Origin of the sequence: Runella sp. CRIBMP (assembly GCF_009905605.1) — a bacterium.
Classification (GTDB): domain Bacteria; phylum Bacteroidota; class Bacteroidia; order Cytophagales; family Spirosomataceae; genus Runella.
The window spans coordinates 179201-193641 of the sequence record NZ_JAAAKZ010000006.1 but is presented as its reverse complement, the minus strand read 5'-3'; the positions used below and the strand labels follow the sequence as shown (position 1 = coordinate 193641).

Annotated in this window: 14 protein-coding genes; 4 read left to right on the top strand and 10 right to left on the bottom strand. The window is 46.4% G+C overall.

Annotated features, from left to right (window positions below; all coding sequences use genetic code 11):
• The first annotated feature begins 50 nt into the window (after positions 1–50).
• Entirely contained in the window at positions 51–482 is a 432-nt protein-coding gene (locus tag GVN20_RS17345) for a hypothetical protein (RefSeq protein ID WP_166559544.1), read from the top strand.
• A 69-nt stretch (positions 483–551) separates the two neighbouring features.
• Here GVN20_RS17345 and GVN20_RS17340 read toward each other — a convergent pair whose 3' ends face one another.
• The 5 genes from GVN20_RS17340 to GVN20_RS17320 form a co-directional block, all read right to left on the bottom strand.
• Positions 552–1457 carry a prohibitin family protein gene (locus GVN20_RS17340; RefSeq protein ID WP_166559543.1) on the bottom strand — a complete coding sequence of 302 codons (906 nt, stop codon included), beginning with the start codon at positions 1455–1457 and terminating at the stop codon, positions 552–554.
• Positions 1458–1579: 122 nt separating this feature from the next.
• Entirely contained in the window at positions 1580–2893 is a 1314-nt protein-coding gene (locus GVN20_RS17335) for an NAD(P)/FAD-dependent oxidoreductase (RefSeq protein ID WP_166559542.1), read from the bottom strand.
• An 86-nt stretch (positions 2894–2979) separates the two neighbouring features.
• Positions 2980–4113, bottom strand: a complete 1134-nt coding sequence (locus tag GVN20_RS17330; protein ID WP_409033840.1) for a 5-(carboxyamino)imidazole ribonucleotide synthase — start codon at positions 4111–4113, stop codon at positions 2980–2982.
• 182 nt (positions 4114–4295) lie between these two features.
• Complete coding sequence (locus GVN20_RS17325) at positions 4296–4526, bottom strand: hypothetical protein (RefSeq protein WP_166559541.1); 231 nt, start codon at positions 4524–4526, stop codon at positions 4296–4298.
• A gap of 86 nt (positions 4527–4612) precedes the next feature.
• A complete protein-coding gene (locus tag GVN20_RS17320; protein ID WP_166559540.1) occupies positions 4613–6271 on the bottom strand; it encodes an SBBP repeat-containing protein in 1659 nt (552 codons plus the stop codon).
• A gap of 210 nt (positions 6272–6481) precedes the next feature.
• Between GVN20_RS17320 and GVN20_RS29590 the strand changes: the two genes are divergently transcribed.
• Positions 6482–7042 (top strand): collagen-like protein, encoded by a 561-nt coding sequence (locus GVN20_RS29590; RefSeq protein ID WP_206023299.1) that lies wholly within the window; start codon positions 6482–6484, stop codon positions 7040–7042.
• A gap of 21 nt (positions 7043–7063) precedes the next feature.
• On the opposite strand, the gene GVN20_RS17310 is transcribed toward GVN20_RS29590, so the two are convergent.
• The 5 genes from GVN20_RS17310 to GVN20_RS17290 all read right to left on the bottom strand — a co-directional run bounded on the left by GVN20_RS17310 (position 7064) and on the right by GVN20_RS17290 (position 12781).
• Positions 7064–8308, bottom strand: coding sequence for a hypothetical protein (locus tag GVN20_RS17310; RefSeq protein WP_166559539.1), 1245 nt, complete (start codon positions 8306–8308; stop codon positions 7064–7066).
• 37 nt (positions 8309–8345) lie between these two features.
• A complete protein-coding gene (locus GVN20_RS17305; protein ID WP_166559538.1) occupies positions 8346–9002 on the bottom strand; it encodes a hypothetical protein in 657 nt (218 codons plus the stop codon).
• A 14-nt stretch (positions 9003–9016) separates the two neighbouring features.
• Positions 9017–10066, bottom strand: coding sequence for a C1 family peptidase (locus GVN20_RS17300; protein ID WP_166559537.1), 1050 nt, complete (start codon positions 10064–10066; stop codon positions 9017–9019).
• A gap of 224 nt (positions 10067–10290) precedes the next feature.
• Positions 10291–10935, bottom strand: coding sequence for a response regulator transcription factor (locus tag GVN20_RS17295; protein WP_166559536.1), 645 nt, complete (start codon positions 10933–10935; stop codon positions 10291–10293).
• Positions 10936–10990: 55 nt separating this feature from the next.
• Entirely contained in the window at positions 10991–12781 is a 1791-nt protein-coding gene (locus tag GVN20_RS17290) for a 7TM diverse intracellular signaling domain-containing protein (RefSeq protein ID WP_166559535.1), read from the bottom strand.
• A gap of 140 nt (positions 12782–12921) precedes the next feature.
• On the opposite strand from GVN20_RS17290, the gene GVN20_RS17285 reads away from it, so the two are divergent.
• Complete coding sequence (locus GVN20_RS17285) at positions 12922–13686, top strand: alpha/beta fold hydrolase (RefSeq protein WP_166559534.1); 765 nt, start codon at positions 12922–12924, stop codon at positions 13684–13686.
• Positions 13683–14381, top strand: coding sequence for an SAM-dependent methyltransferase (locus tag GVN20_RS17280; RefSeq protein WP_166559533.1), 699 nt, complete (start codon positions 13683–13685; stop codon positions 14379–14381). The genes GVN20_RS17285 and GVN20_RS17280 overlap by 4 nt, the downstream gene beginning before the upstream one ends.
• Positions 14382–14441 lie beyond the last annotated feature (60 nt).

The following is a 14441-nucleotide window of genomic DNA, read 5'->3' as shown; positions in this document are numbered from 1 at the left end:
TAAGTTAATGACTACTTTGCTGATTATTTAACAAAACCACACCTCTAAAAATGCCTTGGGCAAAATATATTTCAGTTGTATTGGCAAGCATGGTCAAATTTGTAGCAGGCCCATTGGCAGGCCTGGCACTCAGCCTAAGTTGGTGGGAAACGGCCATTTGCACCGTTGTGGGCATGATGCTCAGCGTAGTTATATTTGTGTTTTTGGGCAGCGCCATTCAGCTATTAATGGCCCGCTATCGAAAGACCCAACCTCGCCTTTTCAGCAAGCGTTCACGGCTAGCCGTTAGGGTCTGGAAAAAATCGGGAATGACAGGCATTGCCTTGCTTACGCCTCTGCTTTTTACGCCCATCGGCGGCACGTTGATTGCAGTGTCGTTCAAAGTACCCCGTATGACTATCATTGCTCAGATGCTACTTTGGGGCACAATTTGGGGCGTTATTATGTCGTTTGGCCTTTATCAGTTTCGAAGTCTCGTCTAGCAATCGTATACCTGTCCGACGGTTCAAAACCGTCAGACAGGTACATACCGCATATTTTAGGACTTAGTATTATTTCTCACCCAATATCACGGGCACGTTGCCTTTCCCACCCATGATAATGACCTTGGCATTGGGCGACGCCGCCAATTCTTTTTGGGCCTTGATTTGCTCGTACTGCAACTGACGGTCGGTCAAACTTTCGGAGATAATGCGCTGATAATCGGAAATCCCCTGCGCCTCAACACGTTTACGTTCGGCTTCTTGCTTCTCTTTGCTCAACACAAACTGCATTTTCTGCGATTCCTGCTCGGCATTGATTTTGGACTCGATGGTTTTTTTGACCGATTCGGGCAGGTTGATATTCCGAATCAAGACGTTTTCCAGAAAAATTCCTCGGTTTTTAAATTCCTGTTCAATTTGCTTAGAAATACGCGCCTGAAACTCATCACGCTTGGTGGAATACAACGCCACTGCGTCATAATTAACGGCATTGTCGCGGATGCGCGTGCGGGTAATGGGACGAACGATTTTCTCAACGTAAGTAGGGCCAATCTCGCGGTAAATTTTAGGCGCCTCAGAGGGAATAACGCGGTAGAGAATCGTTAAATCTATTTCGACCTGAAGTCCGTCTGCCGTCAGAATACGGATAGCGTCATCGCCTGTTTTATCTCCCTCATCATGAACGGCCGACATGGTATAGTTTTGCGTCTTTGTATCCAACAATGTAACATCCACGAGCGGGTTTACAAAGTTTAATCCACTGCTCAAGACAGTATTACTTACCTTTCCAAACAAAGATTGAATCCCCACCGAACCCGCATCAACCTGCTTGATACATGACGTAAGAACCCCGAAAATAGCCAAGACAACACCCGCCACCTTGACAGGGCGGGAAAATTTGGCAAACGCCAACGATGGAGTATTGATCGCAAAGCCTGCTATGACCAAAATTACTCCGATAACAATCAGAAACATAATAGTTTGGGTTTAAAATTTATGCCACAAACGTACACGTTTTCTGGTCTGATTGTACACTATATTGAGGATAGGCTTTAGCGGGCCGGAGCTGGTAAAAAAGCAGGAAGAAAGGCAACTGTCTAAACAGTTTCTTTTACCACATCAGGTTCTTTCTCCTTTAAAATTTTAGGTTTAATAATCAACCGAAGGGATTGGTCGTAGGTAGCGTAATTCCAAAGCCAGTTGATAAAAATCAAAAGACGGTTTTTAACGCCAACAATCGAGATAAGGTGCACAAACATCCAAGTCAACCACGCAAAAAATCCCTGAAACTTCCAGAAAGGCAGGTCTACCACGGCAAGATTGCGGCCCACGGTCGCCATCGACCCTAGATCTTTGTAAACAAACGGTTTCATTTCCTGTCCCTTCAGCATCCGTACCAGATTTTTGGCGAGCAATTCGCCCTGCTGCATGGCCGGCTGCGCCAATTGGGGGTGCCCATTGGGATATTTTTCTTCGGTCATTAAGGCCAAGTCGCCCAACGCAAATATGTTTTTTGTGCCTTCAACCTGACTAAACTGGTTCACTTTTACCCGACCTCCCCGTACAATAGAAGCCACCGGAATACCCTCAATAGCGTTGGCCTTAACGCCCGCCGCCCAAATTAGGTTGTTGGTACGGATGCGGTCGCCCGTGTTGGTGGTGGCGTATTTTCCGTCAAAATCAATGATTCTAACGCCCAGACGCAGATTGACGCCCAAATCGGTCAAATACTGCTTGGCTTTTTTAGACGCTTGGTCCGACATCACTTCCAGTACTTCGGGCGATGATTCGTACAGGTAAATCTGCATCGAATCGAAGTTTAATTCGGGATAATCTTTCGGCAAAATATGCCGTTTCATTTCGGCCAATGTACCCGCCACTTCCACGCCCGTTGGCCCGCCACCCACAATCACCACGTTCATCAGGCCGTGACGTTCTTCAATGGTCTCCACACTGAGGGCATCCTCAAAATTTTGTAACATTCGGTTACGCAGCGCCAACGCCTCCGACACCGACTTCATGGGCATGGCATTTTCGATCATGTTTTTCATGCCAAAAAAGTTGGTATCTGCGCCCGTTGCCAATACCAAAAAGTCATATTCAACGGGTCCGAGTTTTGTTTCAATGACGTTGGATTCAGTATCAATTTTCACCACTTCCGTGACCCTGATATGAACGTTATGTTTCGATTGAAATACTTTACGCAGCGGGAAAGAAATAGAACTCGGCTCCAATCCCGCCATGGCTACTTGATAAAATAGCGGCTGAAATTGGTGGTAGTTGTTTTTATCTATCAATACAATCTGTAAATCAGAACGTTTTGAAAGCTCACGCGCCAGCACAAGCCCACCAAACCCCGCGCCTACAATGACGACGCGCTTGAGTTCAGTTTTTGGGAGATTAGGTGTCATTTTTAAATTGGCAGTTTATAGTCGGTATGTCGCGGCAAATGTGCCGAAATCTACATTTTAAACACATCCAATCCAACGTTGGTTCGTTATTTGGTTATCACTTTCAATGCCCCTCTCACCCATTCGGCTTTTTCTTTCAGCTTTGTCAAATCACTGTCCGTCACCGTGATGTGGCCCATTTTACGAAATGGCTTGGTAATTTTTTTGCCGTATAAAAAAGGAAATACACCGTGGGTAGCCAACAACGCCTCCATTCCTTCGTAATACGCGGGGCCAGTGTGACCTTCTTCGCCCAATAAATTGACCATAGCGGCAGGCGTGTATGCGGTAGTATCGCCCAACGGAAAGTCTAAAATAGCCCGCCAATGCTGCTCAAACTGCGACGTAAAATTGGCCCGAATAGTGTGGTGACCACTATTGTGTGGGCGCGGAGCCACTTCATTGATGAGCACTTGCCCGTCTTTGGTCAAAAACATCTCCACCGCCAAAAGTCCCACGATTCCGATGGCCTGTGCCGTTTTTTTTGCCAATTCTTGAGCTTGCTGTTCTATTTCAGGTGAAATATCGGCGGGTGCAAAAAGGTATTCGACCAGATTGGCTTCGGGATGAAACACCATTTCGACGGTGGGAAAAGTGGCTACTTCACTGCGCTCATTCCGGGCCACGATTACGGCCAATTCTTTGTCAAAATCAACGGCTTTTTCCAGTAGCCCTGGCGCATCAAACGCCTTGTCAAAATCAGCGGTCGATGCGATTCGCTGAACCCCTTTACCGTCGTAACCATCTTTCCCTAGTTTATGAAACGCGGGCAGGAAATCAGCATAATTGCGCACATCGGCTCGATTTTCAGTTAGCACAAAATCGGCCGTAGGCAGGCCATGTTCACGATAAAATTGCTTCTGTAAGCGTTTATCCTGAATCAATCGAATGACGTGCGGCTGCGGAAACACCTTTTTTCCTTCTCGTTCGAGCGCTTCCAAGGCTTCCACGTTTACTTTTTCAATTTCAATGGTCAGCACCTCCACGTCCTGCCCAAATTGATACACTGCGTCATAGTCTTGCAACGAGCCTTCGACAAACTCGGGCGCAATAGCCGCGCAGGGCGCATCGGCGGCATCTAAAATCTTGACGTTTAAATTCCAGTCTATCGCGGCTTGCAGCAGCATCAGGCCCAATTGCCCTCCACCTAAAACGCCTACTTTTTCTTTAATATCAAACACGTTAAGGATATGTAAAATTTAAAATAAAAAAATGCAAAACATCAACATAATCACCTATTAATCAAACGATTGCAATCAAATTTTAGAATTAACTCTTCGCAACGACAATTCGAATTTCACTTTCATATTTAGCCTTTTACATTAATTATTTTTCGGTTTATAATAGCCTGACAACGGCTCAATCAATCATCTAACTCATCGGGGTCGTTTACCTCAAACCACTCATAAATAGCTTCCTCGGCCATTTTCAGCGCGGCATCTAGGTCTTTTACTTTTTTAGGAGATTCAAAAACCGTCCCTGTTTCATCAATACAGCGTACTGTTGCTTCGGCTCCCTCCAATTTTCCAAACTCCACTTTTCCGTACGTTTCGGCCCAACGGTAGAGGTACGGGTAGGCTTTCATTAAACTCATTTTAGCTGATTTTTGGTTTGGGCGCAAAGATAAACAGATATGAACTGAAGAGAACAATTTTCGACAAAATCTGAACACTTCTACTGCTAAAAAAAAGCCCAAAAACCGCCCAATACGTTATTACTACCCGTGTTGAATGTTCCAAGTCCCAAAGGGGCTAAGCCTCGGTAAGTCCCCACTACATATAGATTACTGTTTGGGCCTAGTGCAATCCCGTAGCCATGATCATAGCTAGCGCCGCCCCCACGTTGCAGCCACTGCACCGTACCAGCGGAGTTATACTTGGCCGTAAACATATCCGTACTTTCTGGATCAGCCCCTGCTGCCACTAGCTCATTACTTCCCGTGGCAGTAGGCGTATTAAAATTAATCGTCCGTTTAAACTCTCCCGTTACGTAGATGTTTCCACTTCCATCCACTACAATCCCATACCCAGTATCATTTATTGCTCCTCCTGCTCGTCGGAGCAATTGTACGGCCCCTGATGAATTAAACTTCGCAACAAGTATATCTTGGTTCCCTGCACTTATCAACTCGTTGCTGCCAGAAGCCGAAGGGGTATTAAAATTGGCAGTTGTAGAAAACCCTCCCGTTACATAAACATTACCCGCTGCATCTAGGGCTACATCGGTACCCAAATCAAAACTTGACCCACCGCCCCGCCGAATCCACTGAACCGTACCACTCGTATTATATTTGACCAAAAATAAATCAGTTACACCACCAGACGCTGACACCAATTCAAGACTACCCGAAGCCGAGGGGGTATTAAAATTGGCAGTTGTTGCAAAATTTCCTGTTACGTAAACCACTCCCGTTGGATCTACAGCGATACCAGATCCAACTTCATTACTCGCGGTTCCTCCTCCCCGACGAATCCACTGAAGAGTACCAGAAGTATTGTACTTGGCCACAAGAATATCCCTATCCCCCGATCCGGCTGATATGAGTTGGTTGGTTCCAAAAGTGGAAGGCGTATTGAAATTGGCCGTACCCGTAAAATATCCCGTAATATACACGTTACCGTTTCCATCTACGGCAATATCATTTCCTTGGTCAGACCCCGTTCCTCCCCCCCTCCTAAGCCACTGAAGTGTACCCGCAGAATTGTATTTGGCGATGAAGATATCCAAATCCCCAGCTGATACCAACTCATTGCTTCCCGACGCCGAGGGAGTATTAAAATTCACAGTTGTCTGAAAACCACCGGTAATGTATACATTCCCGCTAGCATCAATGGTAAGGTGATTATCAAAATCATCAAAAGGCCCTCCCCCACGCCTCAGCCATTGCAACGTACCAGATGAATTGAATTTAGCGACAAATAGGTCATATCCTCCCGCCGATACTAGCGTAAATCCACCCGCGGAAAATGTACCTTTAAATCGGCCGGAGATGTATACATTGCCCGCTACGTCTACGGCGACGGAATAATTTTCTAATTGCTTCGTATTTATGGTTTCATAAATACCTGCTTCTCCGCGAGCGGTATCGGTGGCGCGGAGAATCAACCAATCGGTGCCGTTGTACATGCGCATTACGCCAAACGTAATATCATAGGCCAAATCGCCACCCTGCGGTGAAGGCAATGCCATAATCGCTTCATAACTAATACGCGGCACCGCTCCCGCTGGCGAGGGGCTGATACCGTTTGGCAAAATGGTTACATTTTGAGCTTGGACTTCCCGCACGCCAACGCCCAGTAGCATTAGCAGAATTGACAAAATAAGAATGTTCTTTTTCATTAGATTTATCTATAGTTTAGGATAAAATGGTTCTTCATTCATGGCAAACAGGATTGTATTATTTATGACAGGGTTTCTAAATATCTTTCAGAAATACTCGTTAATCTTGCAAAAATGATTTCATTGTATTTTCATATCCTCCACAAGACCTTCAGGATATGAATCACCCCAAAACACGGCTCCCTGAAGGTGGGAGTACTCTCTAACATTATGAAGACTCTAAGTTATTTATCACTTGCCGCCGTACTTTTTGTCTCGGCTTGCGCGGGGCCACAAGGTGATCCAGGGCCCGTTGGCCCACAAGGCCCCGTCGGACCTAAAGGCGACCCAGGAACGACAGGCGGAACGGCCTTCTATTCAACCAATTGGGTGGCGGTTTCCAAACAATCATTCATTACCAATTACAACAAAACAGAGCGTTATACCACCATTGGATTGCAAGGGGGCGCTATTCAGACGTACTTGACCCAAAAGACGATGGATGGCGGCATGGTGTTTCTTTATAACCGCACCGCTGCCAATAAAGCGTTTGTAAACGCAGTGCCGTGGGATACATATTTCAACGATGCCCACGTAACGTACTCCTTTGCCATGGAGCCTGGGCTCATTTCCGCTTTTATTTCTTTTTCCAAGGATGTTGACGTAAATCAATTCTTTGTCGACGAAGAGTTTCGGGCGGTTATTGTTCCGCCAGCCACGGGCGCGCGCCTAGGGCACGTCAATTGGAAAGATTATAATGAAGTGAAAAAAGTCCTTAACCTGAAGGATTAATAGCCAACAAGCCAGCCCGCGTTAGCGACAACTCGGGCTGGCTTGTACAAAGTATTTTTTTTTGTTCAACAACACACTCGTTCCGTTGGGGGCCGTGGCCACCGTAAACCGAGCAGTATTTCCGTTGCGGTAATTAAAAACCAAGATTACCTGATTTCCTTCCGCCCCCACACGCCACGTACCCGAGCCGCCCCCTTGAGTCACGGCCGAGAAATCGCCACCAAAGCCTCCCGAACTGCTCGCCGACGTATCTCCCCCCGAAATAAAAGTGCCATTGGAGCATAAATCAAAAGTTTGTTTTTCGGAATAACCACTTGCCGTATAGAAATACAATAACTGCTTACCATTGAGCCGATTGCGCCATTGATCGGCGGCGGGAGAGGTTTGCGGTTTGCTGAAAGTGGCACTCGCTGCCATAGACTTGAGCGTTTGCGGTAGCTCGGTTGTGTGCTCTGTGCGCGGTGCAATGGTCGTGAAAGTGACCCCACCCCCGTAGGGCGACAACAAGGAGAGGATTGTCAACACGGCCGGTGTACCTTGCATGGTTCCTTCGTAGGTTGCGAGCACACCGTTGGAGCCATAACGCTCTTTTCGGACTTTCAAATAGGTATTGGAAGCGGCATCATTTTGATCATAAATATCATTTAGAATGGCCTGAATCGTCGGATACGCATGAGGAGAAACGGACAAAACCGTCTGCTGCCCCGAGCGCAAGAAAGAGTAACCACCGTTTTCTTGACCCTGCAAATTCCAGCCCGCAGGACTATTAAAACTGTATCCTGAAGCACTCGTGTACATTTTACCAGAAGCTCTTGCGGCTGTTGGCGTGGTAGCCTGAGGCTGAGCGGGTTGTACCGCCGCTGTCGCAGGTTTTGTACTGGGAGTATTGGAGAAAGATGGCGTCATCGAAGTCCGTTTCATCGGAATGGTCACTCCCTGCGTGGTGATAAAATATTCCCCCAATAATTTTCCAAGTGAAAATTCAATGTCTTGTCCGTTGTCAGAATAGGTTCCAGATACCCCCGCCACTACGCGATTGGCTACACAGTTATAGCGTTTTCCCTCGGCGGTAAACACGCCTTCATAGCGATTGTTGCGCTGTGTAATGTTGAGTAAAATATCGGCCTGTTCGGCCTTAAAAGTGCCTACATACGGGTCAGGATTTTGTGCAAGAGTCATTAATTGAATAAATCCCACACCGATTAACGTAAACACCCAAAAGGATACTTTGGCGGGAAAACGTTTTATGAACGCGTTTCTATTCATCGGGTAAAAGTTATGGTTTTGTTTTTAAATATATACCTCATTGCACATTGATTCGAACGTGGTCAGAAGAAATTTTTTCGCCGTTTCGCAAGGTCACCGTCACGCGCAAGTATTTATGGGCATTTTGGGCAATCATCCTCATTCCATTGGCTTTGAATCGAAACGAATAAGGTGGTTTGCGTTTATTATCAGGCCAATCCAGCCGACCAATCGGCTTTTCACCCGGCAGCCCCGGACGATTTTCGACGATTTCGACGGGGATTTTGAGCATTTCCTGACGCAGTTTTTTGGTGGCCGCCAATTGCGGACGATTAAAATCAGCATCGTCCACCAACTGTGGCTTGGCGATAGTTACCGTCGGGGAGGTATAGAGGCCCAACCACCCTAAATAAGCATCAGGAGGACAGTTGTCGGGGGTGGAAGATGCCCTCAGACAATTGGGCGACATTCGTGCCGCTTCCACATAAATATACTGCACTTGGTCCCTAAGAAAGCGAGCATCATTGCTTTTCAGGACTACTTCCACCGTCAGTGGGTCGTTTTCGCTGATGGTTTCCACGCGGGCTCTACTCAGGCAACGGTTAAGATTATTGGTAAGGCAAATGCTTACTTTTTCAAAGGCAACATCCGATTGAGCGTTGAGGGTAGTTTGCCCAAAAGTGAGCAAAAACATCCCGAGAATGATTCTTTTCATGCTGCGGGCTGAGGTTAATTATTGGTCCACGTTTTTTTTCCGCTTACCCAAACAGAATTAAATCCGATGCCATTGTGGCGGTATTTTACCCACGCGTAGCCGTCATTTCCCCAACCCGTACCCCACGAGTTACGGACCAACCACGCCCCTTTATTGTTGTCCCAACCCACAATGACCACGGCATGATTTACGTCTTCGGCCTTGAAATCTTGCGGGGCAATTTCGTCAAATACCTCGTCTTCGTTACCGCCATAACTACAAAATGCATCCGTTGCCACAATACCACAGGTCACCGCGCCATAGCGCAGGATGGCCCTTTTGATGGCCGTGGCATCGTCCATGTTAAAGGGATTGGCATCCAACCACGACCACGCCAAAAGTTTGTGTTTTCGTCGCGGTACGTTGTCGCGGCAACGGTTGTTGTCGCGGGCGTCGTATTCATAACGGGTTTCGTACAACACCCCAAACAACTGCATATAGGTCATTGCTCCTTCGGAGAAAAAACCTGAACAACCATCAAATGCAGGCGTAGCGCAATCAACTAGCTGTTGCTCAGCCAAATTGGTACTATAATTATATTTTTTACGAAAACTTATTTCGGCCGCTCCACAGGCTGCAAAAGCCCAACAGCTACCACAACTTTCTTGATTTCGGATGGCGGGAAGGTTGGGGGTTCTAAACACTGGTGGCGGTGGTGCCGACGAAAAAGTGGTTACATTACCACCTTCCCCCGATTCGCTCAACGATTTATTGGCGGCCTCTATTTGCTTTTGCATTTTATCGGCCGTTAGGGTCTTATCCACTTTGTAACCCGTAATTTTGGTCAAATCGGCCCCCAAAACAGAAGTCACTCGGGGTGTAAACGAAAACTTTTTGGTCTGGGCCTGCGACTTCAACTGGTTTAGCTTGTTTTTCTGCAAAGGCGAAGCGTTTTGCGTCAGCAACTGTAGATTCACTTTCTTCACGGGAGTTTCAGGCTCTTGCTCTTCTTCTTCTTGGGCATAACCAAACAAAACGCCTCCCATACAAAGCAACAGAGCGGGCAACAAGACATTGAATTTCATAAGCAGCTTGGATTTAGAGTATTCATTAAACGATTTTGAATGACTCAAAAGTAGTGCTTTCCCGAAGCCCTGTAAACTACTAAATCAAGTAGGCAAAAGACGGAATTGGCGCAGACCTAAACAACAAAGGGCAGACGTAAGCGGTACACCGCCACGGACCTGCCCTTACATTTAAATTTATTATTCTGCTGTTTTTCGGTTAAGAGATAATAATAAGCCTACCCTTACAAACTGGTCAATTGCTGACGAAGTGCTTTAGAAATGGCCTCGGTGGCCGAGTTGACGTGCAGTTTACGGTAAATATTTTTGAGGTGGAAATTGACCGTAGAAATGCTTATTTTGCATTCATCCGCAATCAATTTATAGCTTAGTCCCCTCACCAAACACCCCAGCACTTTTTGTTCCGTCGGGCTGAGTTCATGGTATTCTTCCTTGGGAGAAGCGGCATTTTGCCCCTGAAACATCGCCAATACTTTGCGGGCTATCACCGGTGACATGGGCGCTCCGCCCTGCGCTACCTCAATGATAGCATCTAAATAACGTTCGGGAGTAGCATCCTTTAAAATATATCCCGAAGCGCCTGCACAAATCGCCGCAAAAATACGTGCATTGTCCTCAAAAACGGTCTGCATTAAAATTTGAATCTCTGGAAAACTAGCCTTGATTGTACGCACGGCCTCAATCCCCGATATGCCGGGCATCTGAATATCCATCAGCACCACGTCGGGTCGGTCGCGTTTCATGACTTTCAGGGCCTCGTTTGCATTAGCGTAGGCCCCCGTCATCAACAGCCCTTCACTGTTTTCGATGGTTTCGGTTAAGAGTTCTCGAATTTCTTTTATATCCTCAAATAGCGCAACACGTATCATATTGGGTGGGTTTATCATCGGTAAATTTGAGAAGAAAACGTATGCCTGTCAACTGTTAATTTAAGTAGGCCGACGCCCGAAAAGTCAATTCTATGCACGTGCCTGATTGGGGCGATGATTGCAGTGCCAAATTGGCTTTGAGCGCTTCTGCCCGTTTTTGAAAGTTTTTAAGTCCATTGCCTTCGGTAGCCTGCGTAACATTAAATCCATGTCCATTATCGCTGATTAACAATTTTAAAACCCCGTTTTTTTTCTCGAAATGCACCTTTGCGTGCGTAGCCCCTGAATGTTTGGCAATGTTGTTGACCGCCTCCTTAAAAAACAAAAACAAATTGCGCCGCTGGTCTATAGGAAACTGTTCATTGCGAAGATTATCATCAATCAAAAGTTCAAATTCAATCTGTCGGGCTCCGAACGTATCCTGCGCAAATGTCACCATCCGGTCCACCCACTCTTCGGAAGCATCGTTGTACGGATTAATTTCCCAAACTGCCTCCCTGACCAAACGCATTGCTTCGCGTGAACGCTCACTGATTCGCCCAAACATTTCCGCCAACTCGGGATCTCGCTTTTGGGCTTTTCGCCGATTAAGTTCCGAAATCATAGTTAAACTGCTCAAAGACGCCCCCAAATCATCGTGCAGATTGATTGAAATCTCATCTCTCATCTGTTGTTGACGAAGTTTTTCAAGCTGCATCGACCGTAGCCGATACCCCAACGCCAGTGAAAACAAAACGATTTCAAACATAGATCCCGCCATAAGGTAATAATCTTGGTTGTCGGCGGAAATCCAACCAAGATTTTTCATCCCTACCACCAACACCGCCACTGACAGCGTACCTGAAGCCAGCAAATACAATTGAGCCATTTTTGAACCCGCCCACGCCAAGCCGATAGCGCTGTAACACTGAATGCCAACCATTACGGCAGCGGCGGTAATAAAAACCACGTTGATGTACGAATTATACCAAAACAGGCAAGCCGTAAAACCCACCGCAAAGACATAAGCGGCGGTTTTCATGAACAGTTTTAACCAAGGAAAGCGTTTGTACGGGTCCAAAAAAGCAAGCGAAAAGAACGTCAGAAATACGCCCGAGATACCCAAAAAAAAGATGTGGGAACGGTCATTAAACACGGAGTTACTCCAAATATATTGATAGCCAAAACCGTACAAACAAAATTGAAATGCACCAAAAAACAACACATAAAGACAATAATGGCCATAAATTGAATCGCGGGTTACGAACCATAAAAAGAAATTATACAGCGTAATGAGCAAAATAAACCCGAAATAAATCCCCCAAATAAGGTTTTTGCCCGCCAAATGAGCGTACAGTTGATGTTCTTCCCAAAACGTCAGCGGTAATTTTAAATCTTCGGTCGAAACCGCCCGCAAATACAGGGTGTACGATTGATTAGACGCCAAAGGGAGATTGAAAATGGGGCTTCGGTCGGGGATAGAATAAGCGTCAAAAGGTAAAGCATCTCCTAACTTTTGGGTGTATACCATTTTTTGGTCATGAATCACGTACAATGTCACATCGTTCAAGCGGGGGTTGTCAATTTCTAAATACCACCGATTTTCTCCCGTTTTCAGTACATTTATTTTCACCCAAACGACCGAAGTCGTATACCCACTGTTCGGGATGGTCGACATGGCTCTTATAAAGGGTATTTTTTGAATGGTTTGAAGGTTAAAAACCCCTTCCGAATCCTCCAAAACGCCGCACTTCAATCCTACTGAAACCGATTCTTTTGAGGGCCTTAGCTCAATACGTTCTTGAGCTAAGGTGGATATACTAATGAGCCAAATCAAAAAAAGTAAGCAAGCATTTCTGGTATTCATTTGTACTAATCAAAAAGTAACTTTTCAATACTTTCCAAAAGTTACTAATTTTGTTCATATACCAATCAAATACGTTGGTTTTAGCCAATATCCCCTTTTACTGGGATTTTAGCCATCATCACAACGATTTCACACAATCCATGCAACTTTTCTTTCGTCAAGTCGGGACAGGACGTCCCATGGTTATCTTGCACGGCCTCTTCGGCTCGTGCGACAACTGGCTCACCATCAGCAAAGTAATTGCCGACCAAGGCTTTTCGGTATACGCCGTCGACCAGCGCAACCACGGGCGTTCTCCACACGCCCCTACGCATACATACCCCGAGTTGGCCGATGATTTACACGAATTTATTCAACAACAAGGACTGGAAAAGCCCATTTTGGTCGGACATTCGATGGGTGGCAAAACCGTTATGCAGTACGCCATGCAGTATCCAGAGGCATTCAGTCAACTGGTGGTCGTCGATATTGCCCCACGTTCGTACCCAGTGCATCACGCCGAAATCATCGCAGGTTTAAAAGCCATTCCTCTAGCTTCGTTGCAAAGTCGTAACGAGGCCGATGCAATTTTGAGTCAGTACGAGTCGATTCCGTCGGTACGGCAGTTCTTACTCAAAAATCTCTACCGTAACGACGATGGCGTTTTTGCGTGGCGACTCAACTTGCCCGTCATTGAAGCAAACATCGAAATCATCGGGCAAGACCTCATCAACCCGCGCATTGTGACCGAACCCACGCTCTTTATGCGCGGCGAAAAATCTGGTTACGTTCGAGATAAAGATCTTCCCACCATTCAGCATCTTTTTCCTAACTCCACCGTTGACACCATCGAAGGCGCGAGCCATTGGGTGCAGGCCGAAAAGCCCGAAGCGTTTGTGCAATCTTTGGTTAACTTTTTACAATGAAATTATTTCTGATTCCCACGCCCCTCGCCGACGATACCTCTGCCGATGTACTCTCTGCCCAAGTTTCCGAAAGCGTCAAAAATCTTGATGTGTTTTTTGCCGAAAACCTACGTACCGCCCGGCGTTTTATTAGCGGCCTTAAATTGGGGAAAGTCATTGATACCCTGACCTTTTACGACCTCAACAAAGAAACCCCCGAAGCCGAAACATTGGCGCAGCTCAAAGCTTTGTTGAAAGAAGGAAAAAACGCCGGTGTATTATCAGAAGCGGGCTGCCCGGGCGTGGCTGACCCCGGCGCAACCGCCGTGAAGATAGCCCATCAACTCAACATCGAAGTAGTGCCGCTGGTGGGTCCGTCGTCCCTTTTATTGGCCCTCATGGCCTCGGGATTGAACGGTCAATCGTTTGTGTTTCACGGCTATTTACCCATTGAACGCGCCCAACGGATAAAAACGATTAAGTATTTGGAAAAAGAAGCCATGTCGCGCAAACAAACCCAGTTGTTTATCGAAACACCTTACCGAAACAATCAGGTAATGGAAGATTTACTGATTCATTGTGAACCTACCACCCGCCTCTGTGTAGCCTGTAACCTGACGGCTTCCGACGGATTTGTCAAAACGCTTTTCGTCAAAGACTGGAAAAATAAAACCTACGATTTGCACCGAAAACCTACCGTGTTTTTGATTGGCTAAAAACACGCCGAGCCGCAACGTGTTGCGGCTCGGCTGTTAAAGGAAAAATTCACTTGAATA

Excerpts from the sequence above, each read along its gene's own strand:
- GVN20_RS17345 (WP_166559544.1), top strand. The coding sequence starts at position 51 with ATGCCTTGGGCAAAATATATTTCAGTTGTATTGGCAAGCATGGTCAAA.
- GVN20_RS17300 (WP_166559537.1), bottom strand. The coding sequence starts at position 10,066 with ATGAAATTCAATGTCTTGTTGCCCGCTCTGTTGCTTTGTATGGGAGGC.
- GVN20_RS17335 (WP_166559542.1), bottom strand. The coding sequence starts at position 2,893 with ATGACACCTAATCTCCCAAAAACTGAACTCAAGCGCGTCGTCATTGTA.
- GVN20_RS17340 (WP_166559543.1), bottom strand. The coding sequence starts at position 1,457 with ATGTTTCTGATTGTTATCGGAGTAATTTTGGTCATAGCAGGCTTTGCG.
- GVN20_RS17310 (WP_166559539.1), bottom strand. The coding sequence starts at position 8,308 with ATGAATAGAAACGCGTTCATAAAACGTTTTCCCGCCAAAGTATCCTTT.
- GVN20_RS17285 (WP_166559534.1), top strand. The coding sequence starts at position 12,922 with ATGCAACTTTTCTTTCGTCAAGTCGGGACAGGACGTCCCATGGTTATC.
- GVN20_RS17325 (WP_166559541.1), bottom strand. The coding sequence starts at position 4,526 with ATGAGTTTAATGAAAGCCTACCCGTACCTCTACCGTTGGGCCGAAACG.
- GVN20_RS29590 (WP_206023299.1), top strand. The coding sequence starts at position 6,482 with ATGAAGACTCTAAGTTATTTATCACTTGCCGCCGTACTTTTTGTCTCG.
- GVN20_RS17290 (WP_166559535.1), bottom strand. The coding sequence starts at position 12,781 with ATGAATACCAGAAATGCTTGCTTACTTTTTTTGATTTGGCTCATTAGT.
- GVN20_RS17280 (WP_166559533.1), top strand. The coding sequence starts at position 13,683 with ATGAAATTATTTCTGATTCCCACGCCCCTCGCCGACGATACCTCTGCC.
- GVN20_RS17320 (WP_166559540.1), bottom strand. The coding sequence starts at position 6,271 with ATGAAAAAGAACATTCTTATTTTGTCAATTCTGCTAATGCTACTGGGC.
- GVN20_RS17305 (WP_166559538.1), bottom strand. The coding sequence starts at position 9,002 with ATGAAAAGAATCATTCTCGGGATGTTTTTGCTCACTTTTGGGCAAACT.
- GVN20_RS17295 (WP_166559536.1), bottom strand. The coding sequence starts at position 10,935 with ATGATACGTGTTGCGCTATTTGAGGATATAAAAGAAATTCGAGAACTC.